The organism is Pseudomonas sp. NY5710 (genome assembly GCF_013305665.1).
Lineage (GTDB): Bacteria > Pseudomonadota > Gammaproteobacteria > Pseudomonadales > Pseudomonadaceae > Aquipseudomonas > Aquipseudomonas juntendi.
The window spans coordinates 4266762-4291659 of record NZ_CP045554.1; the positions used below are offsets into that span (position 1 = coordinate 4266762).

27 protein-coding genes are annotated in these 24898 nt (G+C 63.9%); 12 read left to right on the top strand and 15 right to left on the bottom strand.

The features are described from left to right. Window positions 1–16 precede the first annotated feature (16 nt). From GEV39_RS26610 to gpgF, 4 genes are all read left to right on the top strand, one after another. The gene (locus GEV39_RS26610; protein ID WP_392483593.1) at window positions 17–781 is read left to right on the top strand and encodes a methyl-accepting chemotaxis protein; all 765 of its coding nucleotides are present in this window, start codon (window positions 17–19) and stop codon (window positions 779–781) included. 156 nt (window positions 782–937) lie between these two features. Beyond that, on the top strand, window positions 938–2059 hold the full coding sequence (gene gpgS, locus GEV39_RS19665) for an N-acetylglucosaminyl phosphatidylglycerol synthase (RefSeq protein WP_173891731.1): 1122 nt from the start codon (window positions 938–940) through the stop codon (window positions 2057–2059). Continuing rightward, entirely contained in the window at window positions 2052–2816 is a 765-nt protein-coding gene (gene gpgD / locus GEV39_RS19670) for an N-acetylglucosaminyl phosphatidylglycerol deacetylase (RefSeq protein WP_173890924.1), read from the top strand. Before gpgS ends, gpgD begins: the two co-directional genes overlap by 8 nt. Next, window positions 2813–3805 carry a glucosaminyl phosphatidylglycerol flippase gene (gene gpgF / locus GEV39_RS19675; protein ID WP_173890925.1) on the top strand — a complete coding sequence of 331 codons (993 nt, stop codon included), beginning with the start codon at window positions 2813–2815 and terminating at the stop codon, window positions 3803–3805. The genes gpgD and gpgF overlap by 4 nt, the downstream gene beginning before the upstream one ends. A 209-nt stretch (window positions 3806–4014) precedes the next feature. Here gpgF and purU read toward each other — a convergent pair whose 3' ends face one another. Next, the gene (gene purU / locus GEV39_RS19680) at window positions 4015–4866 is read right to left on the bottom strand and encodes a formyltetrahydrofolate deformylase (RefSeq protein WP_047149623.1); all 852 of its coding nucleotides are present in this window, start codon (window positions 4864–4866) and stop codon (window positions 4015–4017) included. A gap of 284 nt (window positions 4867–5150) precedes the next feature. Between purU and mvaT the strand changes: the two genes are divergently transcribed. Further along, window positions 5151–5528, top strand: coding sequence for a histone-like nucleoid-structuring protein MvaT (gene mvaT / locus GEV39_RS19685; RefSeq protein ID WP_173890926.1), 378 nt, complete (start codon window positions 5151–5153; stop codon window positions 5526–5528). A 74-nt stretch (window positions 5529–5602) separates the two neighbouring features. On the opposite strand, the gene sbcB is transcribed toward mvaT, so the two are convergent. The 3 genes from sbcB to GEV39_RS19700 all read right to left on the bottom strand — a co-directional run bounded on the left by sbcB (window position 5603) and on the right by GEV39_RS19700 (window position 7965). Next, window positions 5603–7036 (bottom strand): exodeoxyribonuclease I, encoded by a 1434-nt coding sequence (gene sbcB, locus GEV39_RS19690; protein ID WP_173890927.1) that lies wholly within the window; start codon window positions 7034–7036, stop codon window positions 5603–5605. A gap of 59 nt (window positions 7037–7095) precedes the next feature. Continuing rightward, on the bottom strand, window positions 7096–7455 hold the full coding sequence (locus GEV39_RS19695) for a PilZ domain-containing protein (RefSeq protein WP_173890928.1): 360 nt from the start codon (window positions 7453–7455) through the stop codon (window positions 7096–7098). 123 nt (window positions 7456–7578) lie between these two features. Beyond that, window positions 7579–7965 (bottom strand): tetratricopeptide repeat protein, encoded by a 387-nt coding sequence (locus GEV39_RS19700; protein ID WP_173890929.1) that lies wholly within the window; start codon window positions 7963–7965, stop codon window positions 7579–7581. A gap of 234 nt (window positions 7966–8199) precedes the next feature. On the opposite strand from GEV39_RS19700, the gene pyk reads away from it, so the two are divergent. Then, window positions 8200–9654, top strand: coding sequence for a pyruvate kinase (gene pyk / locus GEV39_RS19705; RefSeq protein WP_009685639.1), 1455 nt, complete (start codon window positions 8200–8202; stop codon window positions 9652–9654). Window positions 9655–9794: 140 nt separating this feature from the next. On the opposite strand, the gene GEV39_RS19710 is transcribed toward pyk, so the two are convergent. Then, window positions 9795–10715: an iron-sulfur-binding ferredoxin reductase gene (locus GEV39_RS19710; protein WP_173890930.1), complete on the bottom strand. Its 921-nt coding sequence runs from the start codon at window positions 10713–10715 to the stop codon at window positions 9795–9797. Between the two features lie 279 nt (window positions 10716–10994). Between GEV39_RS19710 and GEV39_RS19715 the strand changes: the two genes are divergently transcribed. Next, a complete protein-coding gene (locus GEV39_RS19715; protein ID WP_009685641.1) occupies window positions 10995–12518 on the top strand; it encodes a fumarate hydratase in 1524 nt (507 codons plus the stop codon). A 104-nt stretch (window positions 12519–12622) separates the two neighbouring features. On the opposite strand, the gene GEV39_RS19720 is transcribed toward GEV39_RS19715, so the two are convergent. Both GEV39_RS19720 and GEV39_RS19725 read right to left on the bottom strand, forming a co-directional pair. Further along, window positions 12623–13495, bottom strand: a complete 873-nt coding sequence (locus tag GEV39_RS19720) for a carbon-nitrogen hydrolase family protein (protein WP_173890931.1) — start codon at window positions 13493–13495, stop codon at window positions 12623–12625. Further along, the gene (locus GEV39_RS19725) at window positions 13492–14082 is read right to left on the bottom strand and encodes a GNAT family N-acetyltransferase (protein ID WP_173890932.1); all 591 of its coding nucleotides are present in this window, start codon (window positions 14080–14082) and stop codon (window positions 13492–13494) included. Before GEV39_RS19725 ends, GEV39_RS19720 begins: the two co-directional genes overlap by 4 nt. 115 nt (window positions 14083–14197) lie before the next feature. Here GEV39_RS19725 and GEV39_RS19730 point away from each other — a divergent pair, with 115 nt between their 5' ends. Continuing rightward, window positions 14198–14596, top strand: a complete 399-nt coding sequence (locus GEV39_RS19730) for a nuclear transport factor 2 family protein (RefSeq protein WP_173890933.1) — start codon at window positions 14198–14200, stop codon at window positions 14594–14596. Window positions 14597–14635: 39 nt separating this feature from the next. Here the strand turns inward: GEV39_RS19730 and GEV39_RS19735 are convergent, their stop codons facing one another. The 4 genes from GEV39_RS19735 to GEV39_RS19750 all read right to left on the bottom strand — a co-directional run bounded on the left by GEV39_RS19735 (window position 14636) and on the right by GEV39_RS19750 (window position 17978). Continuing rightward, on the bottom strand, window positions 14636–15214 hold the full coding sequence (locus GEV39_RS19735) for a DJ-1/PfpI family protein (protein ID WP_173890934.1): 579 nt from the start codon (window positions 15212–15214) through the stop codon (window positions 14636–14638). 51 nt (window positions 15215–15265) lie between these two features. Continuing rightward, window positions 15266–16423 carry a phospholipase D-like domain-containing protein gene (locus GEV39_RS19740; RefSeq protein ID WP_173890935.1) on the bottom strand — a complete coding sequence of 386 codons (1158 nt, stop codon included), beginning with the start codon at window positions 16421–16423 and terminating at the stop codon, window positions 15266–15268. 1 nt (window position 16424) lies between these two features. Beyond that, complete coding sequence (locus GEV39_RS19745) at window positions 16425–17006, bottom strand: YceI family protein (RefSeq protein WP_173890936.1); 582 nt, start codon at window positions 17004–17006, stop codon at window positions 16425–16427. An 84-nt stretch (window positions 17007–17090) separates the two neighbouring features. Further along, a complete protein-coding gene (locus tag GEV39_RS19750) occupies window positions 17091–17978 on the bottom strand; it encodes an acyl-CoA dehydrogenase middle domain-containing protein (protein ID WP_173890937.1) in 888 nt (295 codons plus the stop codon). Window positions 17979–18139: 161 nt separating this feature from the next. Between GEV39_RS19750 and olsB the strand changes: the two genes are divergently transcribed. Together olsB and GEV39_RS19760 are read left to right on the top strand one after the other, a co-directional pair. Continuing rightward, window positions 18140–18895: an L-ornithine N(alpha)-acyltransferase gene (olsB, locus tag GEV39_RS19755; protein ID WP_173890938.1), complete on the top strand. Its 756-nt coding sequence runs from the start codon at window positions 18140–18142 to the stop codon at window positions 18893–18895. Further along, the gene (locus GEV39_RS19760) at window positions 18895–19683 is read left to right on the top strand and encodes a lysophospholipid acyltransferase family protein (RefSeq protein WP_173890939.1); all 789 of its coding nucleotides are present in this window, start codon (window positions 18895–18897) and stop codon (window positions 19681–19683) included. The genes olsB and GEV39_RS19760 overlap by 1 nt, the downstream gene beginning before the upstream one ends. A 125-nt stretch (window positions 19684–19808) precedes the next feature. Here the strand turns inward: GEV39_RS19760 and GEV39_RS19765 are convergent, their stop codons facing one another. Then, complete coding sequence (locus GEV39_RS19765) at window positions 19809–20393, bottom strand: acyl carrier protein phosphodiesterase (protein WP_173890940.1); 585 nt, start codon at window positions 20391–20393, stop codon at window positions 19809–19811. A gap of 150 nt (window positions 20394–20543) precedes the next feature. Here GEV39_RS19765 and GEV39_RS19770 point away from each other — a divergent pair, with 150 nt between their 5' ends. Then, complete coding sequence (locus GEV39_RS19770; RefSeq protein WP_054906130.1) at window positions 20544–20846, top strand: ArsR/SmtB family transcription factor; 303 nt, start codon at window positions 20544–20546, stop codon at window positions 20844–20846. A gap of 16 nt (window positions 20847–20862) precedes the next feature. Further along, window positions 20863–21912: an alkene reductase gene (locus GEV39_RS19775; RefSeq protein ID WP_009686830.1), complete on the top strand. Its 1050-nt coding sequence runs from the start codon at window positions 20863–20865 to the stop codon at window positions 21910–21912. A 50-nt stretch (window positions 21913–21962) separates the two neighbouring features. Here the strand turns inward: GEV39_RS19775 and GEV39_RS19780 are convergent, their stop codons facing one another. The 3 genes from GEV39_RS19780 to GEV39_RS19790 form a co-directional block, all read right to left on the bottom strand. Then, entirely contained in the window at window positions 21963–22787 is an 825-nt protein-coding gene (locus GEV39_RS19780) for an ATPase (RefSeq protein WP_173890941.1), read from the bottom strand. Between the two features lie 87 nt (window positions 22788–22874). Next, on the bottom strand, window positions 22875–23870 hold the full coding sequence (locus GEV39_RS19785) for an NAD-dependent epimerase/dehydratase family protein (protein WP_173890942.1): 996 nt from the start codon (window positions 23868–23870) through the stop codon (window positions 22875–22877). A gap of 49 nt (window positions 23871–23919) precedes the next feature. Beyond that, the gene (locus GEV39_RS19790) at window positions 23920–24810 is read right to left on the bottom strand and encodes a LysR family transcriptional regulator ArgP (protein WP_173890943.1); all 891 of its coding nucleotides are present in this window, start codon (window positions 24808–24810) and stop codon (window positions 23920–23922) included. Window positions 24811–24898 lie beyond the last annotated feature (88 nt).

Sequence of the window (24898 nt, forward strand, 5' to 3'; positions counted from 1 at the left end):
TGCCTCGAACTCATCAATGACCAACTCCGATGAGCAGGCCAACCGCACCAACAGCGTGGCCGCGGCCATCAACGAGCTGGGTGCCGCGGCCCAGGAAATCGCCGGCAACGCCGCCCAGGCCTCGCAGCACGCCAGCTCCGCACGGCTGCTGGCCGAAGAAGGCCAACAGGTGGTCGAGCAAAACATTGCGGCGATGAACCGGCTCTCGGACCTGATCGTCACCTCCAGTGAACACATCGAGACCCTCAACAGCAAAACCGTGAACATCGGTCAGATTCTGGAAGTGATTACCAGTATCTCCCAGCAGACCAACCTGCTGGCCTTGAACGCTGCCATCGAAGCGGCCCGCGCCGGTGAAGCCGGGCGTGGTTTCGCCGTGGTGGCCGATGAGGTGCGCAACCTGGCCCACCGCACCCAGGAATCGGCGCAACAGGTGCAGGCCATGATCGAAGAGCTGCAGGTGGGTGCCCGCGCGTCGGTCGAAACCATGGATCAGAGCCAGCGCCACAGCCACGACAGCATGCAGATCGCCAACCAGGCTGGCGAACGGCTGGACAGCGTAACCGTACGCATTGGCGAGATCGATGGCATGAACCAGTCGGTGGCCACCGCCACCGAAGAGCAGACCGCCGTGGTCGAAGCCATCAACATGGACATCAACGAGATCAACATGCTCAACCAGGAAGGTGTGGAGAACCTGCAGGCCACCCTGCGCGCGTGCTCCGACCTGGAGCAGCAGGCCGGTCGCCTGAAGCACCTGGTGGGCAGTTTCCGGATCTAGTCCCACGCGTCCCGGGGAAGCAGGTACACCCGCTCCCCGGCAGCGTGCCGCGCAACCCCGATCGAACAAACTATCCTTCTGAAAGGTCAACCTTTAGGCGTGTCATCGCCGCCAACCAAGCGCCAGATGACAGACCCGAAAGACGATCCCGGAGGGATGCTGATCGTGCACATCGCCGACATCACCATGTTCTACGCCCCCGCCAGCGGTGGCGTGCGAACTTATCTTGATGCCAAACATCACCGCCTCGACGCCATCCAGGGCGTACGCCATAGCCTGTTGATTCCTGGTGCCAGCGCCCACAATGCCGACGGCATCTACCAAGTACCGGCACTGCCGCTGCCTTTTGGCAAAGGCTACCGCTTCCCGGTTCGCCTGGCGCCATGGTGCAAGACCCTGCGCACGCTCAAGCCAGACCTGATCGAGGTCGGCGACCCGTACCTGACTGCCTGGGCGGCGCTGGAGGCCCGGCGCCAGCTGGACGTACCGGTAATCGGCTTCTACCACTCCGACCTGCCGCTGCTGGTGAGCAACCGCATGGGCAACTGGTTCACGCCCAATGTCGAGGCCTATGTCAGCAAGCTGTACGGGAATTTCGACCGGGTGCTGGCCCCCAGCCGGGTCATGGCCGACAAACTGCGCCGCCTGGGGGTGCGTGATGTACACGTACAGCCGCTGGGCGTGGACCTGGCCACGTTCCACCCGTCCAAACGCGACGCCAATGTGCGTGCCGAACTGGGTATCGCCGATACCACCCGCCTGCTGATCTACGCCGGGCGTGGCTCGCGCGAAAAGAACTTGCCGGTATTGCTGGCCTGCATGCAGCAGCTAGGCCACCCCTACCACCTGCTGTTAGTGGGCTCCGGCATGCCCGCCAATGTGCCGGACAACGTCAGTGTCATCGGCCAGTTCTGCCCGCCCGAGGAAGTCGCCCGGCTGATGGCCAGCGCCGACCTGCTGGTGCATGCCGGCGACCAGGAAACCTTCGGCCTGGTCATTCTCGAAGCCATGGCCAGTGCAACGCCGGTGGTCGCCGTGCGCGCGGGTGCCTTTGGCGAAATCGTCAATGACCAGTGCGGCCGCCTGTGTACAGCCAACGATGCCCAGGCCATGGCCACAGCCGTGCGCGAGGCATTCGAGGCAGGTGTGCGCAAGCTGGGCGCGCAGGCGCGCCGCCACGTCGAGCAGCACTACTCGTGGGACAACGTGGTCGCGGGCCTGCTGCAGCATTACCAGGCCGTGCTCGGCCATCAGCCTCAGGTGCGCGCCCATGCTTGAACCACGCCCCGCACCGCGCAGCCTGATGCTGGTACTGCACGATGTCGCGCCTGAAACATGGCCCGACTACCAACCTTTCGTCGAGGCCGTGGACGCTATCGGCGGTGTGCCCATGACTTGGCTGGTGGTTCCGGACTTTCACCAGCGCAACCCGCTGTTGCGCTCACCGGCGTTCTGCCGCCTGCTTGAACGGCGCCTGGCCGAGGGCGACGAACTGGCGCTGCATGGCTACTACCATGCCGACAACGGCCCACCGCCGCGCACGCCAGGCGACTTCTTCATGCGCCGCATCTATACCCACGAAGGCGAGTTCTATGGCCTTGACCAACAGCAGGCCCTGCAGCGCCTGGAACAGGGCCTGGCCGTGTTCGCACAACAGCGATGGCCGGTGGCAGGTTTCGTGGCGCCAGCCTGGTTGATGAGCGAAGGCACCCGCCAGGCGCTGCGCCAGCTGCCTTTGCGCTACACCAGTACACCGCAGCATCTGTACCGCTTGCCCGAGTTCACCCCGATCAAGGCGCCAGGGCTGGTGTGGAGCGCCCGCAGCGCCTGGCGCCGGGGGCTGTCGCGAGCCCTTTGCGACTGGCAATGCCGACGCTGGCAGAACGCCGAGACGCTGCGCCTGGGCCTGCACCCGGTGGACATGCGCCACCGTAGCTCCCGCGAGTACTGGCTCAATACCCTGCGCACCCTGATGGCTCAAGGTCGCGAACCCCTCACCAAGTCCGCCTGGCTGGACCGCCAGGTCAGCGCATGAGCCGTCTGGCCTGGCTAGGCCTGGCACTTTTCGCAGCAATGCTGGTGCCAGCCCTGCTTGGCGGCAGTGATCTGCTGCCCCGGTTGCAAGGGTTCGATACCGGCCTGTTGCTGACCCTGTTGGGCATGATCCTGCTGTGCTGGGTGATCAACGCCATGCGCTTGCGCCTGTTGCTGGGCCAGCAAGGCGCAAGGCTTGGGCACCTGCGCAGCCTGGGCGTGGTGATGGCCACCGAATTCGCCATTTGCACCACCCCCGGCGGCAGTGGTGGCCCGTTGACCCTGATGGCGCTGTTGGCACGCGAGCGCATCGGCCCGGCGCGCAGTGGCGCCGTGTTCGCCATGGACCAATTGAACGACTTGCTGTTCTTTTTCTGCGCGATGCTGGCGATTGCTGGCTATGCACTGTTCCACCGCCTGGGTCACAGCCAGCAAAGCATGCTGCTGGGCAGTGCGTTGCTGCTGTGCAGCGCGCTGGCCGGGGTGATCGGCTTGCTGCGCTACCGCCGCGCGCTCATGCGCCTCAACGGCAGGCTGCTGCACCGCCTGGGCGTGGCCGCACCGCGCAAGCGCCGCTGGGCCCGCAAACTGCTGCACTTCATCGCGGCACTGGTGCAGACCTGGCAGTTGCCCAAGCGCACGCTGGCGCTGGTATTCACCCTCACCTGCGTCCACTGGGGGCTGCGCTTCAGCGTGTTGTACCTGGTATTGCAGGGGTTGGGCGGGGAGCTGGCATGGATCCCCAGCTTTTTGGTGCAGATGCTGTCGCTCAGTGCCGGGCAATTCAGCCTGCTACCGGGTGGGGCAGGTGCGGCCGAGCTGACGTCGGCAAGCCTGCTGACGCCGCTGGTGGGCAGTTCCACCGCAGCCGCGGCGATCCTCATCTGGCGGGCGGTCACTTATTACTTCTACCTGCTGGCAGGCGGGCCGGTGTTCGTGTGCCTGCTGGCGCGTCCGTTGCTGGCGCGCTGGCGGCGCCAGGCGGGTTGAGCCGCTGCCACAATTCGGCGGCGCCGGGGAAATCGGTGCCGTCGGTGTCGGCCAGCGCTTGCGGGTCGTAGCGCGCCAGGCAGCCTTCACCCACGGTGGGCGGGGCCGTAGCGGTGGGTTGGTTGCGCCGTTTGGCCATCGGTATGTTCCTCAAGCGTAGCGATAGGGCTGCCGGGCAGCCCCAAAGGCTTGCAGGCAACCCAACGGTATCAGTCGAAGACCACCGTCTTGTTGCCATGCACCAGCACGCGGTCTTCGAGGTGGTAACGCAGGCCACGTGCCAGCACCATCTTTTCCACATCACGGCCAAAGCGAACCATGTCTTCGATGCTGTCAGCGTGGCTGACGCGCACCACGTCCTGCTCGATGATCGGGCCGGCATCCAGTTCTTCGGTGACGTAGTGGCACGTTGCGCCGATCAACTTCACCCCACGCAGCGCGGCCTGGTGGTAAGGCTTGGCACCCACGAACGACGGCAGGAAGCTGTGGTGAATGTTGATGACTTTCTCAGCGTAGTCCCGGCACAGTTGCGGCGGCAGGATTTGCATGTAGCGGGCCAGCACCACGACATCGGCCGCGTGCTCCTCGACCAGGCGCGACACTTCGGCAAAGGCCGGGGCCTTGTCCTTGGGGTCGACCGGTACATGGAAGAACGGTATGCCGTGCCACTCGACCATGCTGCGCAGGTCGTCGTGGTTGGAAATGACACACGGGATCTCGCAGTCCAGTTCATCGGTATGCCAACGGTGCAGCAGGTCAGCCAGGCAATGCGACTCGCGGCTGGCCATCAGCACCACGCGCTTTTTCTGCGCCGAGTCGGTAATCCGCCAGGTCATGGAGAACTCTTCGGCAATCGGCGCAAACGCCTCACGGAAGGCTTCGATACCGAAGGGCAATGATTCGGCGCGGATTTCATGACGCATGAAGAACCAGCCGCTCTGCTCATCGGAATGATGGCTGGCTTCGTTGATCCAGCCATTGTACAAGGCCAGGAAATTACTGACTTTCGCCACGATCCCTACACGGTCGGGGCAGGCGATCACCAGACGATAGGTGCGCATGAATGAGACTCCAGAACTTCGCAAAGGTGCTTATTCTAGCGGCACGCAAGGAAAAGCGCAGTATTGATTGCAGCGGCCGCAGCCACTGTAGCGACCACGCTGGCAATGTGGACACTTTCTGACACAGCCGGCGAAATGGCACACGCTAATGTAAATTTTTGTTCACCAGAGAAACATTGTCACAGCTTAATCAACAGTTAATTGCCCAACATTATGTTTACTTGCGAGTATCGGCTGTCTATTATTGCCCCACACATTTCTGAACACGCATTAAGGAACACTCCATGTCCCTGATCAACGAGTACCGCGCCACCGAAGAAGCCATCAAAGAACTTCAGGCTCGCCTGGCCAACCTGTCGCAGGACGACAAGCTGAAGAAAGAGCTGGAGTTCGAAGGCAAACTGCGCAACCTGATGGGCGAGTACTCCAAGTCCCTGCGCGACGTGATTGCCCTGCTCGACCCAGAGTCGAAACTGAGCAAAGCACCGCGTGGCGCCGTCAAGGCTGTTGCTACCAAGCGTGCACGCAAGGTCAAGCAATACAAGAACCCGCACAACGGTGAAGTGATCGAAACCAAAGGCGGCAACCACAAGACCCTGAAAGAGTGGAAAGCCAAGTGGGGCGGCGACGTGGTCGAGAGCTGGGCTACCCTGCTGGACTGATTGTTCAGCCCAGCCTCTTGCTTATCGCAATACAAAACGCCGGCACATTGCCGGCGTTTTTGTTTGTTTGGCTTTCAGCCAATTGCAAACTGTTGTTGCAAGTTCCGGGCATGTACGTGCCATGCCTCCAGCACGCGCCGCCCGGCCTCGTCGGCGCGCTCCCAGGCCTGCAGATGCGCCTGCTGGAAATCACCCAATGTGTTCGGCGCCCCCCACTGCGGCTGGCTAAGGCGCTGCTGGCAGAACGCATACCACCGCTGGCGCTCTTCGGGGGTCAAGGTGTCCGGAAAGTTACGTGCCCGGTAACGGAACAACAGCTCAGGCAAGCGCGGGTCATCGAACAGCCATTGCCCCCGACCCAATTGCGCCGGATCCAGCGCACGAACTTGCTCGCATAGACGCCGGTCGCGGTCACCGATAAAACCATCATACAACTGCTGCTCCGGGTCCTCACTCGGGGCGAAATCGTCCTTGCCGTAAATGTGCTCCAGCTTGTCCTGCCATTGCGCCTGTTGATCGGCCAACTGTTCACCGCGCGATTGTAACAACGTCAAGTCGATGCCCAGCCGTTGTTGATCGGTGGGGCGTAATACCGACAGTGGCGCGATTACCGGGCAGCGGTTGATCTGTACCAGTTTGAGCGGAACCGGTAGTTCGCCTTCGGCCAAATCCTCGTGCCGGGTGTACAAGCGCTGACGCAATACTTCAGCACTTTCCCTTATTAATGGCAGGGTTTCCTGATGCAGGTCGCAGACAATCAGTGCATTGCGATTGTGCGGGTGCCAGGCCAATGGCAAGACCACCCCCAGGTAATTACGCGCTGCTGAAAAGCGCCCGGATACATGCACCAGCGGTTGTAGCAAGCGGATCTGTTCCATGACTTTATGCTTGCTGCGCAACTGGAACAGCCAATCATACAACTTGGGCTGTTTCTGCCGGATCAGTCGCGCCAGGGCAATGGTTGCCCGCACGTCGGAAAGCGCTTCATGCGCATGCCCGTGATCAATGCCGTTGGCCTTGCTCAACAGTTCCAGCCGCAGGCTGGTGCGCCCGTCCTGCTGCGGCCACTCAATGCCCTCCGGGCGCAGGGCGTAGGCCGTGCGCACGATGTCGATCAGGTCCCAGCGGCTGTTGCCACCCTGCCATTCACGGGCATAGGGGTCGAAAAAATTCCGGTACAGGCTGTAGCGGGTCACTTCGTCATCGAAACGCAGGGTGTTGTAGCCGGCCCCACAGGTGCCTGGTTGGGCCAGCTGCGCATGCACGCGGGTCATGAATTGGGCTTCGCACAGGCCCTGCTCGGCCAGTAGCTGCGGGGTGATGCCAGTCACCAGGCACGCGGCCGGGTGCGGCAGAATATCGTCGGCGGGGCGGCAGTAAAGGCTGATCGGCTCGTCGATCTCGTTGAGGTCGAAGTCGGTGCGCAGGCCGGCGACCTGCAGCGGCCGGTCACAGCGCGGGTTGATGCCGGTGGTTTCGTAGTCGTGCCAGAAAATGCTGGAGGTCACGGGGTCGTCCTGTCTCGCGAGGTCGACCCGATTCTAACGCGATTCCAGCGCGCCAAGGCTCAGGCAGAGGCGTTGGCCGGGCGGAAGCTGAAGTAGTCGCGCAGCGAGCGCACGAAATCGTCGTACTCGCGCGGGGCCTGCAGCAGCATGAAGCCCGAATCGTAATGCCCAGGGGTCTGATCCTCACTGCACCACAGGCAACTGGCGGTCAGGTTGACGAACTGGAACCCGCCGCCGACCAGCGGCATGCGAAGTTGCAGTTCATAATCGGGCCCTACCAGCACCGGCAGTTGGCTGATGACCATCAGGCCGTCTTCCGAGGCGTTGCCGAGCAGGCCGATTTCCTGGTCGGTAAAGCGGTTGAACACCTTGAGGGCGCAAGGGAGCTGATGGCGTTCGATGCGGCGTTTGTTGAACATGATGGCGAGTGTATTCCGTACCTGATGCCAGGAATACAAGGTACTGGCGGTTGTTGTAACAGCTGGGTTACAGATTAGCGCAGCACGCGCTGCGAATCCCGTGAAATAAACCAGACCTTTGTATTAGCGCCAAGGCGCAGTAGCCGCTGGCCTGGCCACCGCCGCTTCGGTACCGCGCAAATGACCGAGCTTCTCCAGCGTCTGCAGGCGGGCCTGGGCGCGATAGGCGTACTCGTTGCGCGGGTATTGCTGGATCAGGTACTGGTAGGTCTGGGCGGCGTCCACGTACAACGCCTGGCGCTCCAGGCACTGGCCGCGCAGCAGCGACACTTCGGGGTGGATGAACGGTCGCGCGCGGCTGGTTCGGTCAACTTGTGACAGCTCCAGCATCACCCGCGCGCAATCACCCCGGTCATAGGCGCGATAGGCATTGTTCAGGTGGTGGTCCATGGACCAGCGGGTACAGCCGACAGCACTGGCGGCGAGGGCGAAAACGATCAGGGCTCGCATGGCAATCTCCTTTGATAGCAAACCTATCGGCCGCTGTCGGGTTTTCTTCAGCGGCGCGCGACAAGTGCCTGGCCGCTATCAGCGGCATGAATGCCGCGCGCGCTTTTCCTTGTAGCTTACTGCTTGTAGCTTGCAGCTGCCCTACCCCGGAAGTCGCAGGTAGTGCAACGGAACAATGACTACAGCGAGATTCAGGAGTAGCCTTTCGCTGCGCTTCACTATAGGAGTCTGTGCATGAGCATCCGCCGTACCAAAATCGTCGCCACCCTTGGCCCCGCCAGCAACTCGCCGGAAGTGATCGAACAGCTGATCCTCGCCGGTCTCGACGTGGCACGCCTGAACTTCTCCCACGGCACGCCGGACGAGCACAAGGCCCGCGCGCGCCTGATCCGCGACATCGCTGCCAAGAACGGCCGCCATGTTGCACTGCTGGGCGACCTGCAGGGTCCGAAGATCCGCATCGCGAAGTTCGCCAACAAGCGCATCGAACTGAAGATCGGTGACAAGTTCACCTTCTCCACCGCCCACCCGCTGACCGAAGGCAACCAGGATATCGTCGGCATCGACTACCCGGACCTGGTCAAGGACTGTGGTGTCGGTGACGAACTGCTGCTCGACGATGGCCGCGTGGTCATGCGTGTCGAAACCGCCACCGCCGATGCGCTGCACTGCGTGGTGATCATCGGTGGCCCGCTGTCGGACCACAAGGGCATCAACCGTAAAGGTGGCGGCCTGACCGCACCGGCCCTGACCGAAAAAGACAAGGCCGACATCAAGCTGGCTGCGGAAATGGACCTGGACTACCTGGCCGTGTCGTTCCCGCGGGACGCCAGCGACATGGAATACGCACGCAAGCTGCGTGACGAGTCCGGTGGCAGCGCCTGGCTGGTGGCCAAGATCGAGCGCGCCGAAGCCGTCGCCGACGACGAGACCCTGGACAAGCTGATTCTCGCTTCCGATGCCGTCATGGTCGCCCGCGGTGACCTGGGCGTGGAAATCGGCGACGCCGAGCTGATCGCCATTCAGAAGAAGATCATCCAGCACGCTCGCCGCAACAACAAGGCAGTGATCGTGGCGACCCAGATGATGGAGTCGATGATCCAGAACCCGATGCCGACCCGTGCCGAAGTGTCCGACGTGGCCAACGCCGTGCTCGACAACACCGATGCGGTCATGCTGTCGGCGGAAAGTGCTGCCGGTTCGTACCCGATCGAAGCCGTACAGGCCATGGCCCGCATCTGCTCCGGTGCCGAGAAGCACCCAACCAGCCAGCGCTCCAGCCACCGTCTGCACACCACCTTCGAGCGCTGCGACGAAAGCATCGCCCTGGCGGCGATGTATACCGCCAACCACTTCCCGGGCGTGAAGGCGATCATCGCCTTGACTGAAAGCGGCTACACCCCGTTGATCATGTCGCGCCTGCGCTCGCACGTGCCGATCTTCGCGCTCTCGCCGCACCGCGCGACCCAGGCACGGGCCAACATGTTCCGTGGCGTCTACCCGATTGCCTTCGACCCTGCTTCGCTGCCAGCCGACAAAGTCAGCCAGGCAGCCGTCGACGAACTGCTCAAGCGCGGCTTGGTAGAACAAGGCGACTGGGTGATCCTGACCAAAGGTGACAGCTACCACACCATCGGTGGCACCAATGGCATGAAGATCCTGCATGTGGGTGATCCGCTGGTCGGCTGAGCCTGCCTCAAAGGGGGCCGCTCTGCGGCCCTTCGCGGGCATGCCCGCTCCTACAGGTACAGCGCCAGCCTCAGGCCTGCTGTTACCTCTGTGGGAGCGGGCGAGCCCGCGAATAGCCCGGCACAATCAACCCGACTGCCTCAGGCATGTTCAACGAAGACATCAGTAAACACCTGCCCCCGCGGCACCCCGGCAATAAACAGCCGCCGCGCAAACCGATCCACACTCCCCGCAGCCCCACACAGCAGCGCCACCGTCTGCCGCGAAGGCGGCCGCAACCGCGCCAGCGCTTCATCCACCTGCTCTTCCAGCACCAGCTCGACCTGCACGCCCTGCAGTTGCATCAGGGGTTCAGCCAGATAGTGCCCGGCGCTGTTGCGCGCCACATGCAGCACCCGAATCTCGCCGCGATGCCCCTGCCGCACAGCCTCACGCAAGATCCCCCACAACGGCGCAAGCCCGGTTCCGGCTGCCAGCAGCCAGAGTGGCCGATCCTGCCAATCCAGGTCGTAGTGCAAAGCACCACCCCTGAATTCGCCCAGGCGCAGCACATCTGCTACCTGCAAACCACGAGCCTTGTCGCAAAAGGCGCCAGGGCGCCGGCAATCGATGTGAAACTCCAGGAAGTCATCTTCCCCCGGCAGGCTGGCCAGTGAATAAGGCCGCGCTACCGAACCATTCCACAGCACCACATGCTGACCTGCCTGGTAACGCACCGCCCGCTCGGGCCGTAGCCGTACACGCAACACGTCACCGTACCAGTCCAGCGCGCAAACGTGCGCCGGCACGCCATCGCGCTGCGGGTCGAACAGCGCCACATTCAAGTCCTCGGTCACCCTGCACTGGCAAGCCAGGCGCCAGCCCAGGGCGTGCTGGTCCAGGGCCAGGGCCTCAGGCATGGCGTCCAGCGGCTGCCCGGCCTGGCAGTGCACCAGGCAGGCGTGGCAGCTTCCGGCGCGGCAACTGTAGGGCACGTTGAGCCCGGCCTCGTTCAGGGCATCGAGCAGGTTGCTGCCGGTCGGCACCGCCCAGCGGTGCTCGCCTACGCAAAGTTCGGGCATCTTCAGGTATCTCTTCCCGCTTCAGGTTGTGGGGGGGCGCTCTGCGCGCCCGTCGATAGTAAGGCCAACCACAGGCGTCAGCAGCAAAAAGGATGCCCAGCCCCAACCGACCAAGGTCCAGACCACTCGCAGGTGTGTCACGCGGTGAGGCACGCTATACTGCCGCGCCCTTTTGCGTCGGCCATGCTGCCGGCGCGCCTTTGCAAGGCGTCTCGACATGCTGGTCGGCACCGTCGAGCGTCTCTATGAATGTTCCCGTCTTTAAGAGGAGCGCGCTGCATGACCGTGATCAAGCAAGACGACCTGATTCAGAGCGTCGCCGACGCCCTGCAATTCATCTCGTACTACCACCCCGTCGATTTCATCCAGGCCATGCACGAGGCCTATCTGCGCGAAGAGTCGCCTGCTGCCCGCGACTCCATCGCCCAGATCCTGATCAACTCGCGCATGTGCGCCACCGGCCACCGCCCGATCTGCCAGGACACCGGTATCGTCACCGTGTTCGTGCGCGTGGGTATGGATGTGCGCTGGGACGGTGCCACCCTGAGCGTCGACGACATGATCAACGAAGGTGTGCGTCGCGCCTACAACCTGCCTGAAAACGTCCTGCGTGCCTCGATCCTGGCCGACCCGGCCGGTGCCCGCAAGAACACCAAGGACAACACCCCGGCCGTGATCCACTATTCCATCGTCCCTGGCGACAAGGTCGAGGTCGATGTCGCAGCCAAGGGCGGCGGCTCGGAGAACAAGTCGAAGATGGCCATGCTCAACCCGTCCGACTCGATCGTCGACTGGGTGCTCAAGACCGTACCGACCATGGGTGCTGGCTGGTGCCCGCCTGGCATGCTCGGCATCGGCATTGGCGGTACCGCCGAGAAGGCCGCGGTCATGGCCAAGGAAGTGTTGATGGAGTCCATCGACATTCATGAGCTCAAGGCCCGTGGCCCACAAAACCGCCTGGAAGAAATCCGCCTGGAGCTGTTCGAGAAGGTCAACCAACTGGGCATCGGTGCCCAGGGCCTGGGTGGCCTGACCACCGTGCTCGACGTGAAGATCATGGACTACCCGACCCACGCCGCTTCGCTGCCGGTGTGCATGATCCCCAACTGCGCCGCCACCCGCCACGCGCACTTCGTGCTCGATGGCTCCGGCCCGGCCGAGCTGGAAGCGCCATCGCTGGACGCCTACCCGGAAATCGTCTGGGAAGCCGGCCCAAGCGCACGTCGCGTCAACCTCGACGATATCACCCCGGAAGAAGTCGCCAGCTGGAAGCCGGGCGAAACCATCCTGCTCAACGGCAAGATGCTGACCGGCCGCGACGCCGCGCACAAGCGCATGGTGGAGATGCTCAACCGTGGCGAAGCGCTGCCAGTGGACCTCAAAGGTCGCTTCATCTACTACGTTGGCCCGGTCGACCCGGTCGGTGACGAAGTGGTTGGCCCTGCCGGCCCGACCACTGCCACCCGCATGGACAAGTTCACCCGCCAGATCCTCGAGCAGACGGGCCTGCTGGGCATGATCGGCAAGTCCGAACGTGGCCCCACCGCGATCGAAGCGATCAAGGACAACAAGGCCGTATACCTGATGGCTGTGGGCGGCGCTGCCTACCTGGTAGCCCAGGCTATCCGCAAGTCCAAGGTACTGGCCTTCGCCGAACTGGGCATGGAAGCGATCTACGAGTTCGAGGTCAAGGACATGCCAGTCACCGTTGCCGTAGACAGCAACGGTGAGTCGGTGCACATCACTGGCCCGGCCCTGTGGCAGAGCAAGATTGCCCAGAGCCTGGCAGTCGAAGTCAAGTAAGCCTGATGTAACAGCGGCGCCTGCTTCGCGGGTGAACCCGCTCCTACAGGGACCTCATGTCCCCGATGGGAGCGGGTTCACCCGCAAACAGGCCGCCCCTGCTTTCACCGCACTCTGTCAAACTGCTCTGGCCAGTCCCTGCGGGTAAACACCTGCCCTTCCCGCCGCACCCGCCGTACTACCTCAAGGTCCACGTCACACACCAGCCACTGGCTCCTGCCCGGGTCAAGCGCTGCGCTCAAGGCAACCACACCGTCCCCCGGCATGCCATGGTCCGGCGGTACGAACAACCCTGCCCGGCCAATATTCTCATCCAGCGCCGGCGACCAGGCAGCCAGCCCTACCGTCGGGCTCTGCAATACCGCTATCTGGTTCTCCAGCGCCCGTGCCTGGGCACCGATGCGCACCCGGTGATAGCCTGCTTCGGTGTCGGTGCAGCTCGGTGCCAGGATCAGGTCGGCACCCAACTCGGCCAACTGCCGGGCCAGCATCGGGAACTCATTGTCGTAGCAGATCAGAATGCCTACACGCCCCAGTGCGGTATCGAACACCCGCAGCCCCTGGCCGGCGCTGATGCCCCACTGCTCTCGCTCGAAGCGGGTCATCATCAGTTTGTCCTGGTAGCCCAGCGGCCCCTCGGGACCGAACAGCCAGGCGCGGTTGCGGTAGGCACCGTCATTGTCCAGCACCGGCACGCTCCCCGGTTGCAAGTAGATGCCCCAGCGCCTGGCCATGCTTTCACACAAGGCAGCCCAGGCACCGATCAGCGGTTGGATCCCGGCAATCGAACCCATCAGGTCGCCCCGCTGTTCACCCCGCAACTGGCCGCTGAGTACCAGCCCGGCGTACTCGGGCAGCAACAGCAAACGGGCACCCGCCGCCACCGCTTCGGCGCACAGGCCCTGTAGGTGGTCGGCGTAGGCGTCCCAGGTTTCATGCAGTTCGATGGCGTACTGGCAGGCCGCCAGGCGGATCATATCGGCAGTTCCTTCAGCCAGAACGACATGAGCTTGTCGGAGCTTTCCTGCTCGTCCAGGTCACGCCAGGCATAACGGGTGCGCAGCGACGGGTCGTGCAGGAAGCCGCGGTTACGCCAGAAGCCATGCAACGGCTTGTAGTCTGCAGGCCGGCGCGGGTGCACACCGGGCCGCTCGACCGCACAGAACGCGCAGTAGTCGAACTCGGCCAGTTTGTGGGCATAAGACTCGCGTTCGATGAAGAAGCGCACACCCAGTCCTTGGCCGCGGTACCCCGGCAATACCAGGGACTCACCAAAGTAATAAACGCTGGCCGGGTCCCGCCCCTGGGCCAGGAACGGCTGCTGAAACTCCGGGGCCACGTCCACCAGCGGCAGGCCGGTAGATGCACCCACCACCTGGCCTTGGTCCAGCGCCAGCACCACCAGGCTGCGCCCGGAACGGGCATAGTTGGCCAGGTAGTCGGCTTCGTACTCCGGGGTGCCGTCGTACAGGTAGGGGAACTCGCGGAATACGGTAAGGCGCAAGCGAGCGAGGTCATCGATATAGGGCGCGATAGCGGCGCCGTGCAACAGGCGTATTTCCATGCTTGGCGGTCGTTTTGTCGATGTGGATGACGCGCTCGGCTAAGCCGGGCTTGAGGGGAAACCCTATCATCCGGGGCAACGACCCGCCTTTTCCCTACACGACAGGTATTGTTCCATGACCGCTACCGAACTGGTAAATGCGTACTACGCCGCCTTCAATGCCGGCGACATGCCGGGCTTTCTGGCACTGCTCAGCGAAGACGTGATCCACGACATCAACCAGGGCGAGCGGCAGATGGGCAAGGCCAGGTTTGCAGCGTTCATGGACAAGATGAACCGCTGCTACCGCGAGCGCCTGGCCGACATTGTGGTCATGCAGAACGCCGACGGCAGCCGTGCGGCGGCGGAGTTCACTGTGCATGGCCAGTACCTGGCCGATGACGATGGGTTGCCGCCAGCGAACGGGCAGACCTATGTGCTGCCGGCCGGGGCCTTCTTCTACATCCATTGCGGCAAGATTGCCCGGGTGACCAACTACTACAACCTCAATGACTGGGTTGAGCAGGTAGGTTGAGCCTGTACCGGCCTGCTCGCGGGCTTACCCGCGAGCCCCTCAGGCGATGCGGGTGCCCAGCACCTTGAGGAAGGCCGCCAGCCACGCCGGATGAGCCGGCCAGGCCGGGGCAGTTACCAGGTTGCCATCCACATGCGCCTGGTCCACGGCGATGTCGATGAACGTCCCACCCGCCAGCCGCACCTCCGGCGCACACGCCGGGTAGGCGCTGCATTCCCGCCCTTCCAGCACCCCGGCCGCTGCCAGCAACTGCGCACCGTGGCACACTGCTGCAATCGGCTTGCCGGCCTGGTCGAACGCCCGCACCAGCGCCAGCACCTTCTCGTCCAGGCGCAGGTACTCCGGCGCCCGCCCCCCCGGAATCAGCAGCGCGTCGTAGCGCTCGGGCCGCACCCGTACGAAATCGAAGTTCAGGGCAAAGTTGTGCCCGGGTTTTTCGCTATAGGTCTGCTCACCCTCGAAATCATGAATCGCGGTACGCACGGTCTGCCCCGCCAGCTTCTCCGGGCACACCGCGTGCACCGTGTGGCCGACCATGCTCAGTGCCTGGAACGGCACCATTGCTTCGTAATCCTCGACGTAATCGCCGACCAGCATCAGAATTTTTTTCGCCGTCATCGCACACACTCCTTCGCTCGCCCGTGAACAGTCATTGCACGATAGCCGCTATCAGTCGCGGCGGTCGAGCAGGTTCACCACCAGCCGGTCGAGCCAGCCCCAGATGCGCTGCTTGACCCGCCGCCACAGCGGCCGGGCATGCCAATGGGCCAGGTCTACTTCCTCGCTGAGGGCAAAATCGCGTTCGAAGCTGGCGACCACGGCCGCCGTCAGCGGTGGATCCAGTGCCTCGATGTTGGCTTCCAGGTTGAAGCGCAGGTTCCAATGGTCGAAGTTGCAGGAGCCGACGCTGACCCAGTCGTCCACCACGGCCATCTTCAGGTGCAGGAAGCACGGCTGGTACTCGAAAATGCGTACACCGGCGCGCAGCAGGCGCGGGTAATAGCGGTGCCCGGCATACCGGACCGAGGGGTGGTCGGTGCGCGGCCCGGTCAGCAGCAGCCGCACGTCCAGGCCCTTGCTGGCCGCCCGGCGCAAGGAGCGGCGTACACTCCAGGTTGGCAAGAAGTAGGGCGTGGCCAGCCATACCCGTTGCTTGCCGCTGTTCAGGGCGCGCACCAGCGCGTGCAGGATGTCCTGGTGCTGGCGGGCGTCGGCGTAGGCTACCCGGCCCATGCCCTGCCCCTGCGCCGGCACCCTGGGCAGGCGCGGCAAGCCAAAGCCCTCGGCGGGGCGCCATGCGGTGCGGCGGTTGTTGGCATGCCATTGGCGGTCGAACAGCAATTGCCAGTCGGCCACCACCGGGCCTTGCATCTGCACCATGACCTCGTGCCAGTCACTGCGCGCCTGGCCGGGTGTCCAGAACTCATCGGTTACGCCCGTGCCGCCGACCACGGCCCAGCGCTCGTCCACCAACAGCAGCTTGCGATGGTCACGGTACAAGTTGCGCAGGCCGCGCTTCCAGCGCAGGCGGTTGTACCAGCGCAGGTCCACGCCCGCCGCCAGCAAGCGCTGGCGTAGCTTGCTGTTGAAGGCCAGCGAACCGTAGTCGTCGAACAGGCAGCGCACTCGCACACCCCGCCGGGCCGTGCGCTCCAGCGCTTCGACCACCGCCTCGGCACAGGCCCCTGCCTCGACCAGGTAGAGCTCCAGGTCTACCTGCGACTCGGCGCGCTCGATCGCCCCAAGCATGCGCGGAAAGAACTCGGGGCCGTCGATCAGCAGCTCGAACTGGTTACCCTCCCGCCAGGGAAATACCGGCCCCGCCATGTCAGCGCGCGGTGAAAATCAGCACCGCATTGACCGGCACCGACGGGTTGATGGATTTGAGCTTGGCAAACTTGCGCAGGTGTTCCAGCCCCGGTAGCAGGCCAAAGTCCTCGGCACGCAGCAGCAGTGGCTCGAGGGTGACCACCTGGAACCGTCGCGCATCCAGGCGGGTTGCCAGCAACAAGGCGTTGTAGCGGTGCGACTGCCCATGCAAGGTGACCGTCAGCGGCAGGCGCAGCTCGATCTGGGCACCATCGGCCAGGTCATTGATCGGGCGCAGGTCGATTTGCGCCTTCACCGTGGCCTCGGCAAAGCGGCCGACCTCGAACAGCTGGTCACGCATCTGCTCGTCACGCAGGGGGATGCCACTGCTGACCGAATCCATCTCGATGCGCAAGCCCGCCACGCCCTTGTTGTCGACCGAACCATGCAGCACCAGGAAGCGATGCACTTCGGCGGTATCGCCGTTCTTGCCGGTAATGAACGACAAGCGCGAAGACTCGCCATCGAGGTGCCAGTTGGCATGGGCGGGCAGGCAAACAGCCAGCAACAGGGCGAAGAGCGCGGAGGGCAACTTGAACATGACAAATCTCAGAAAACCAAGCCGCCAACCTTACCCGCCCGCTTTACCGGCAGCAAGCGGCGTGCCCTGCAGGGTCTTGCGCACTCATGCAGAGCCCACAGCAGCCCAGGCCTTGTGCAGCCGTTTCTCCCGCGCCGCGGCAGCCAGCGCCATCACCCCCTGATCACGCTGCCACAGCTCGGCCCAATGCGCCGGCCCTGCCGCCAACGCCGCGTCTACCTGCGGCCGCAGGGCCTGAAATTGCACGTACAGGCCACCCAGCAGCAGATGGCAAGCGACACTATCAGCACACTGTCGGCTGCCCTCGGCACACCCCGCCAACAGCCCGAGCAACTGCAGGCGCAAGTCCTGCGGCCAGGCACACGCGTGCCCTACGCCATACAACCAGGCAGCCAGGGCCGTCAGCACATACAAGTCCTCCAGCGAGCGGAACGGCTTCACATAGGCGTCCCAGCCATCACCGGCCAGCAACTCACACGCAGCCTGGTCCAGCCGCAACCGGCCATGGCCCACTTCCGGCATCAGCGGCAGGGTTGGCAGTGGCTCCAGGGTCACCCCCGGCTCGCCAGGGTAGACCACGGCCAGGTTCAAACGCGGTGCGGCCCCAGCTGCTTCGCTGCGCGCTGCCACCAGCAACCATTCCGCCTCCAGGCCTGCCGTGACGAAGTCCTTGCGTCCCGTCAGGCGCAAACCGTGCAGGCGCGTGTGCATGTCGGCCGGCCGCACGCTGCGCCGCTCCGTAGCGCACAGGGCACCGAGGCTGGCGGGGGCACTGGGCCACAATACCCGCAGCGCCGCCTGGTACCCCACCAGAAATGCCAGGCCCGGGGTGGCCATCGCGCGCCCGCCCAGCACCGCCAGTTCAAACGGTGCTACCGGGCCCAAGCGCTCGAGCAGCGCCGCGTAGGTTTCGCCCAGGGTGCCCGCCAGTGGTTGGCGAAGCGGATCGTTGAGTCGTTGCAACCAGGCCATGGCTGGGCTCCTTGCTGAAGGGCTCGGCGGTCAAGCCCCAGGGGTTGTCACGCAAGCATCACCAAAGCGTCACCGGGGTGACACCGCGTCTACCTAGGCTGACTTTGCACAACAAAGCCGACCGGCCGCAACCCTTCATGGCTGGCTTATGGAGACTCGCAATGACTCGGATCGCTCACGCTGGCGACAACCGCACTGAACGCCGTCTGCAAGCCGAACGCCTGGTTGGCGCCAAGGCGCTGCAAGAAGCCCAAGCCTTGCGTTACCAAGTGTTCAGCGCAGAATTCAAGGCCAAACTCAAAGGTGCCGAGCACGGCCTGGACATGGACGACTATGACGTGCACTGCCGCCACATTGGTGTACGCGACCTGAGTACCGGCAAGCTGGTGGCCACCACCCGGCTGCTTGACCACCAGGCCGCCAGCAGCCTGGGGCGTTTCTACAGCGAAGAAGAATTCCGCCTGCACGGCCTGTTGCAGCTGCAAGGGCCGATCCTTGAACTGGGGCGCACCTGCGTAGCCCCCGCCTACCGCAACGGCGGCACCATCGCGGTGCTCTGGGGCGAACTGGCCGAGGTCCTCAACGAAGGCCGCTACCGTTACCTGATGGGCTGCGCCAGCATCCCCATGCAGGACGGCGGCGTACAGGCCCAGGCCGTGATGCAGCGCCTGCGCGAGCGCTACCTGTGTACCGAGCACCTGCGTGCCGAACCGAAGAAGCCGCTGCCGAACCTGGCGCTGCCCAACAATGTGATTGCCGAACTGCCTCCGCTACTCAAAGCGTACATGCGCCTGGGTGCAAAGATCTGCGGCGAGCCGTGCTGGGACGAAGACTTCCAGGTCGCCGACGTGTTCATCCTGCTCAAGCGCGACGACCTGTGCCCGCGCTACGCCCGCCACTTCAAGGCGGCAGTCTGATGCCCAGGCTGCGGGTGCTGGCCCGCGTCTGCAGGCTGCTGCTGGTCGTGCTGCTCGGCGTGCTGATGGCCTGCGTGATCGCCGTGGGGCAGCGGCTGGGCCTGAAGGCCTCGCTCGAACGGCGCCAGCGCTGGACCTGCCTGTTCATGAAGCGCCTGGTCGCAGCCCTGCCCTTCGACGTGCAGGTGAGCGGTGCGTTGCCGCAGCGGCCGATGTTGTGGGTCAGCAACCATGTGTCGTGGACCGACATCCCCCTGCTGGGCATGCTGATGCCCCTGTCATTCCTGTCCAAGGCCGAAGTGCGCCAGTGGCCGCTGGCCGGCTGGCTGGCGGAACAGGCCGGCACGCTGTTCATTCGTCGTGGGGGCGGCGACAGCGAACGGCTGCGCGAGCAGATTGCCAGGCAACTGGGCCTGGCCCGGCCGCTGCTGATCTTTCCTGAAGGCACCACCACCAGCGGTCACGCCTTGCGCACTTTCCATGGCCGCCTGCTGGCAGCGGCCATCGACCGTGGCGTAGCGGTGCAGCCAGTGGCCATCCAATACCTGCGCGACGGCCAGATCGATCCCGTTGCGCCTTTTATTGGTGACGACGACCTGGTAGCGCACCTGCTGCGCCTGTTCGCCCAGCCACGTGCGCAGGTCTGCATTCACCTGTTGCCGCCCATCGGGACTGTGGGCAAGGAACGTGCGCTGCTGGCAATGCAGGCACAGCAGGCGATTCACCTGGCGTTGTATGAGTTCGAAAACGTCGAGGCGGCGCCACGGCGGCAGGCGCGGGCTGCCTGATCTCTATCTCATGTTGCGGCCCTATCGCCGGCAAGCCGGCTTTACAGGTACTGCGTTGGCCTGCAAACCTGCAGTGAACTTGTGGGAGCTGGCTTGCCGGCGAGGGCCACAACAGGCAAGCAACATCAGCTGCCTGACACGCGCCCCGCCGCTGCAAACGCCTGCAATTGCGGGTAGAACGCGCGAAAGTCCGCCAGCAGCGGCTCGTACAGCCGCTCCAGCTCCACCATCACCCCCGCCATCGCGTCTGGCCGCGACAGCCGCCGGCCAATACCGTTGAACACCTGCTCCAGCGTGGCGAAGTCGCCATAAGCCCCCAACCAGTCATCGGCAGCCATGAACGGCGCAATGCGCGCCAGCCGCCCCGGCAGCTCCGGCTCCGCCAGCAATACCCGATAAAACGCGCCAGTGAACTGCGCCAAGGGCTGCTCGGCATAGTCGTGCCAATGCCGCGCCAGGCAGTGGTCGAAAAACACGTCCAGCACGATGCCGGCGAAGCGCCGCCGCTCACGTGGGAACCGCGCCAGCGCCGCCAGTACCAATGGGTGCCGGTCGGTATAGCTGTCGATATGCCGGTGCAGCCGGATAGCCGCCTCCAAAGCAGGCGGGAAGCGCCCGTCCAGCGAGCCTTTGACGAAATCGCCGTACAGGCTGCCCAGCAGTTGTTGCGGGGCCGGCCCACCCAGGTGCAAGTGTGCAAGGTAGTTCATGAGCGCAGTCTACCACCGCGGCGCCCAATATCGTTATAACGCGATATAGCGATTTGCACTCAGCTAAGCACCACTGGATATTTGGATATCGGCATTCAGCGATTTATATTTCGCCCTATCGCGATATACCGCTACAACGAGCCTCACGCCATGCCACTCGATCTCGACGAAATCATAAAAGCGCTGGCCCACCCGGTCAGGCGAGAAATTCTCAGCTGGCTGAAAGACCCGGCAAACCAGTTCCCGGACCAGTACCACAGCACCGAAAACGGTGTGTGTGCCGGGCAGATCGACCAACGCTGCGGCCTGTCGCAGTCGACCGTCTCTGCCCACCTGGCCACCTTGCAGCGTGCCGGTCTGATCAGCAGCCAGAAAATCGGCCAATGGCATTTCTTCAAACGCAACGAAGCCACCATCCAGGCGTTCCTGGAACAACTGCGCCAAGCGCTTTGACCAGCAGGTAACCGACATGACCACGCTTTTCGATCCGATCACCCTGGGCGACCTGCAGTTGCCCAACCGCATCATCATGGCCCCACTCACCCGCTGCCGTGCAGACGAGGGCCGCGTGCCCAATGCTCTTATGGCCGAGTACTACGTCCAACGCGCCAGCGCCGGGCTGATTCTCAGCGAGGCAACCTCGGTCACCGCCATGGGCGTGGGCTACCCGGATACGCCCGGTATCTGGAACGATGAGCAAGTTCGCGGCTGGACCAATGTCACCAAGGCCGTGCATGGCGCTGGCGGGCGCATATTCCTGCAACTGTGGCACGTGGGGCGTATCTCGCACCCCAGCTACTTGAATGGTGAACTGCCGGTAGCCCCCAGCGCGATCCAGGCCAAAGGCCATGTCAGCCTGGTACGCCCGCTGAGTGACTATCCCACCCCGCGCGCACTGGAAACCGAAGAAATCAGCGACATCGTCGAGGCCTACCGCAGCGGCGCGGAAAACGCCAAGGCCGCCGGTTTCGATGGTGTGGAAATTCACGGGGCCAATGGCTACCTGCTCGACCAGTTCCTGCAAAGCAGTACCAACCAGCGCACCGACCGCTACGGCGGCTCGCTGGAAAACCGCGCGCGCCTGCTGCTGGAAGTGACCGATGCCGCCATCGAGGTGTGGGGGGCCAACCGGGTCGGCGTGCACCTGGCACCACGTGCCGACGCCCACGACATGGGTGACGCCGACCGTGCCGAGACTTTCACGTATGTTGCCCGCGAACTGGGCAAACGCGGCATCGCCTTCATTTGCTCGCGGGAGCGTGAGGCCGACGACAGCATCGGGCCGTTGATCAAGGCGGCATTCGGTGGGCCATACATCGTCAACGAGCGTTTCGACAAGGCAAGTGCCAATGCAGCGCTGGCCGATGGCAAGGCCGATGCGGTGGCGTTCGGGGTGCCGTTCATTGCCAACCCGGACCTGCCGGCACGCCTGGCAGCAGATGCACCGTTGAACGAGGCGCACCCCGAAACGTTCTATAGCAAGGGGCCGGTGGGGTATATCGATTACCCGCGCCTGTAACCCAGTGAACCCGCTGCTACCGTGCACCTGTAGCAGCGGGTTCAGGCCATTCAGGGCCGAGCGTTGATTTGCTGCTGCAGGTTCTGGATCTGGCTCTGAAGGGTGTTGAGGTTGCGCGTGGTCTGCCCGCGGAACGCATCGAACTCCTGTACCGATGCGCCACTTGTGCCCGGCGAAGCGCGGTTTTCCATTTGGGTCTTGAGCACCAGCACGTCCTGCTCCAGGCTTTCGATCGCCGCACTCGGGTTGCCCTGCTTCTTGAGCGCAGCCACCTCCTCGCTCAGGTTTTTGAGCTGCCCGTCAAGCTTGCCTCCGTCCACCTGGCCCGACTTCAACGCCGCCAGTTCGGCATTCACAGCCTTGAGCTGCGCCTGCAGTTGGCCCTGCAGTTCAGTCACGGCTTTCTGCTGCTCACGCGTATCGGCCAGCACCTGCTCCAGGCGCTTGCCCAGGTCGCCGGCCTGGCCAGCCACGCCTTGCTGCTGCTTGCTCTGCTCGGCCAGGCTGGCCTGCAACTGGCGGATCTGCAGCTTGAGCGCCTCGCTGCCGGTGTTGACCGACGATTCGCTGGCAGCGACCTTGCCACTGATTGCCTGTAAGCGCCCCGCTGCGTCCTCGCTGATGCGGGCAAAGCTTTCCTGGGTGGCCACCAGTTGCTGCTCCATCAGCGAGATCTGCTGGAAGCTCCACCAGCCCAGCCCGGCCAGGGCTATGAACGAGGCCCCCAGCAGCACCCACAAAGGCCCGGTGCTGGCCGGCCTGGCCGCCTTCTGGCGGCTACGGGCCACGTGCGCCGGCAACAGTTCGTCATCATCAGGGGTGCCGGCCCGCAGGGTTGGCACATCATCGAAATTGTCGTGAGCATCGTTGCGCATGGGTGAGTTCAACCGCGGTAATAGCAAAGAAACGGGAGTATAAACCGCTCGCGCGGCGCACTGCTGACCCTCATCGGCGCGCCGGGTTCACTGCCCCGGCGGCTGATGTTTCCACCAGGCGCAGAATTCATCCAGCGCCGTCCACAGGCTGACCTTCGGCTGATAATCCAGGTGCTGCCGGGCGCGGCTGATGTCGAGGGTGAAATCACGGCTCATGACCTGCATTCCCAACCGCGACAAGGTTGGTTGCGGGCGCCCCGGCCATAACATGCAGGCGGCTTCGTTGAGCGCAGCCAGGCTGTAGGCCAGGCCGTAGGAACGGTAGCGGGTCACCTGCGGCAGCTGCATCTGGCGCATCACGTAGTTGACCACGTCCCACAACGGCAGCGGCTGGCCGTTGCTGATGTTGTAGGCCTGGCCCAATGCCCGGTCATCGGCGAACAGGGCACTGAGCAGTGCCTCGTTGAGGTTGTGCACACTGGTGAAATCAACCTTGTTCAGGCCATTGCCGATGATCGCTACCCGGCCCTTGCGCTGCATCTGCATCAGCCGCGGGAAGATGCTGGCATCGCCGGCACCGGTGACGAAGCGGGGTCGCAGTGCCAACACCTCGAGGCCGAACTCCTGCGCGCCGAACACTTTCTGCTCGGCCAGGTGCTTGGTTTTCCCATAATCGTCATGGAAGCGGCGCGGTATTTGATCTTCCCGGATGTCGAGGCGCGAGCGGCCGTTGAAGTACATGGACGGCGACGACAGGTGCACCAGGCGCCGCACGTGCTCCTTGAGGCACCCTTCGACCACGTTCTCGGTGACCACCACGTTGGCTTGGTAGAAATCCTGATAACGCCCCCAGTGCCCCACCGCGCCGGCACAGTGCACCACCGCTTCGACGCCCTGGCAAAGGCGCCGGGCCAGCTCGGCATCGTTCAGGTCGCCGGGGATGAACTGGGCACCGCGCTTGACCAGGTGCTCCACCCCCTCCGCGCGGCGGCCGCTGACCCGCACGTCCAGGCCCTGCTCCAGGGCGAAACGCGCAAAGCGCCCGCCAATGAAGCCACTCGCGCCGGTGACCAGAATTCGCATGTAACACTCCGTCTTGCCAGATTTCAGATGCAACTGACGCCAGCCGCGGCTACAACGGCACCAGCCATTGCCCTGCCGTATGCCGCAGATGCTCGGTCAGTTGCGCGAGCAATTGCCCGCCATTGCGCCAATGATGCCAGTACAGCGGCACATCGATGGGGGTATCGCTGCAAATTTCCACCAACTGCCCAGCGGCCAATTGTTCGCGGGCCTGCAATTCGGGCACCAGCCCCCAGCCCAGGCCGGCCTCGGTCATGCGCAGGAAACCTTCGGATGACGGGCACAGGTGGTGCAGGAAACCGTCCTCAATGCCCAGCGATGCCAGGTAGCGGTGCTGCAGGAAGTCGTCCGGGCCGTATACGATGGCCGGGGTGCGGGCCAGGCGGCTGGCGACAAAGCCTTGGGGAAAATGGCGCGCCATGAACCCGGGGCTGGCCAACGCCCGATAACGCATTGCCCCCAGCGGCAGGCTGCGCGCCCCTGCCACAGGCCGTTCACTGCCACACAGGCAGGCCGCCACCTCACCCGCACGCATGCGTTTGAGGCCCACTTCCTGGTCCTCTACCACCAGGTCGGTCAGCACGTTCTGCTGCGCACAAAAGTTGCCCACCGCGCCAGCCCACCAAGTGGCCAGGCTGTCGGCGTTGAGGGCGATGCGCAGGCGCTCTGGCATACCTTCTTCGTCCAGCGCTGGCACCTGACGCTGCAGGTCACGTTCAAGCAGGCGCACCTGCTGCACATGGTTGAGCAACTGGCGGCCGACCTCGGTCGGGCTGGGCGGCGTAGCGCGCACCAGCACGGGCTGGCCGACCCGCGCCTCGAGCAGTTTGATGCGCTGGGAAATGGCCGATTGCGACAGGCCCAGCACTTGCGCGGCACGCTCGAAACCACCCTGTTCGATCACGGCCGCCAGGGCGGCAAGCAGCTTGTAGTCGAACATCGATTTTCCTAATGAGGGATCAGCTTTATTTGTTTTTCTTATACCGCCCCAACCAACACAATGACCAGCATCTTTTATGACCTTTTCG

Coding starts and splice junctions, on each gene's coding strand:
- GEV39_RS26610 (WP_392483593.1), top strand. CDS start 17: ATGACCAACTCCGATGAGCAGGCCAACCGCACCAACAGCGTGGCCGCG.
- gpgS (WP_173891731.1), top strand. CDS start 938: ATGCTGATCGTGCACATCGCCGACATCACCATGTTCTACGCCCCCGCC.
- gpgD (WP_173890924.1), top strand. CDS start 2,052: ATGCTTGAACCACGCCCCGCACCGCGCAGCCTGATGCTGGTACTGCAC.
- gpgF (WP_173890925.1), top strand. CDS start 2,813: ATGAGCCGTCTGGCCTGGCTAGGCCTGGCACTTTTCGCAGCAATGCTG.
- purU (WP_047149623.1), bottom strand. CDS start 4,866: ATGCGCACCTATCGTCTGGTGATCGCCTGCCCCGACCGTGTAGGGATC.
- mvaT (WP_173890926.1), top strand. CDS start 5,151: ATGTCCCTGATCAACGAGTACCGCGCCACCGAAGAAGCCATCAAAGAA.
- GEV39_RS19695 (WP_173890928.1), bottom strand. CDS start 7,455: ATGTTCAACAAACGCCGCATCGAACGCCATCAGCTCCCTTGCGCCCTC.
- GEV39_RS19700 (WP_173890929.1), bottom strand. CDS start 7,965: ATGCGAGCCCTGATCGTTTTCGCCCTCGCCGCCAGTGCTGTCGGCTGT.
- pyk (WP_009685639.1), top strand. CDS start 8,200: ATGAGCATCCGCCGTACCAAAATCGTCGCCACCCTTGGCCCCGCCAGC.
- GEV39_RS19710 (WP_173890930.1), bottom strand. CDS start 10,715: ATGCCCGAACTTTGCGTAGGCGAGCACCGCTGGGCGGTGCCGACCGGC.
- GEV39_RS19715 (WP_009685641.1), top strand. CDS start 10,995: ATGACCGTGATCAAGCAAGACGACCTGATTCAGAGCGTCGCCGACGCC.
- GEV39_RS19720 (WP_173890931.1), bottom strand. CDS start 13,495: ATGATCCGCCTGGCGGCCTGCCAGTACGCCATCGAACTGCATGAAACC.
- GEV39_RS19725 (WP_173890932.1), bottom strand. CDS start 14,082: ATGGAAATACGCCTGTTGCACGGCGCCGCTATCGCGCCCTATATCGAT.
- GEV39_RS19730 (WP_173890933.1), top strand. CDS start 14,198: ATGACCGCTACCGAACTGGTAAATGCGTACTACGCCGCCTTCAATGCC.
- GEV39_RS19735 (WP_173890934.1), bottom strand. CDS start 15,214: ATGACGGCGAAAAAAATTCTGATGCTGGTCGGCGATTACGTCGAGGAT.
- GEV39_RS19740 (WP_173890935.1), bottom strand. CDS start 16,423: ATGGCGGGGCCGGTATTTCCCTGGCGGGAGGGTAACCAGTTCGAGCTG.
- GEV39_RS19745 (WP_173890936.1), bottom strand. CDS start 17,006: ATGTTCAAGTTGCCCTCCGCGCTCTTCGCCCTGTTGCTGGCTGTTTGC.
- GEV39_RS19750 (WP_173890937.1), bottom strand. CDS start 17,978: ATGGCCTGGTTGCAACGACTCAACGATCCGCTTCGCCAACCACTGGCG.
- olsB (WP_173890938.1), top strand. CDS start 18,140: ATGACTCGGATCGCTCACGCTGGCGACAACCGCACTGAACGCCGTCTG.
- GEV39_RS19760 (WP_173890939.1), top strand. CDS start 18,895: ATGCCCAGGCTGCGGGTGCTGGCCCGCGTCTGCAGGCTGCTGCTGGTC.
- GEV39_RS19765 (WP_173890940.1), bottom strand. CDS start 20,393: ATGAACTACCTTGCACACTTGCACCTGGGTGGGCCGGCCCCGCAACAA.
- GEV39_RS19770 (WP_054906130.1), top strand. CDS start 20,544: ATGCCACTCGATCTCGACGAAATCATAAAAGCGCTGGCCCACCCGGTC.
- GEV39_RS19775 (WP_009686830.1), top strand. CDS start 20,863: ATGACCACGCTTTTCGATCCGATCACCCTGGGCGACCTGCAGTTGCCC.
- GEV39_RS19780 (WP_173890941.1), bottom strand. CDS start 22,787: ATGCGCAACGATGCTCACGACAATTTCGATGATGTGCCAACCCTGCGG.
- GEV39_RS19785 (WP_173890942.1), bottom strand. CDS start 23,870: ATGCGAATTCTGGTCACCGGCGCGAGTGGCTTCATTGGCGGGCGCTTT.
- GEV39_RS19790 (WP_173890943.1), bottom strand. CDS start 24,810: ATGTTCGACTACAAGCTGCTTGCCGCCCTGGCGGCCGTGATCGAACAG.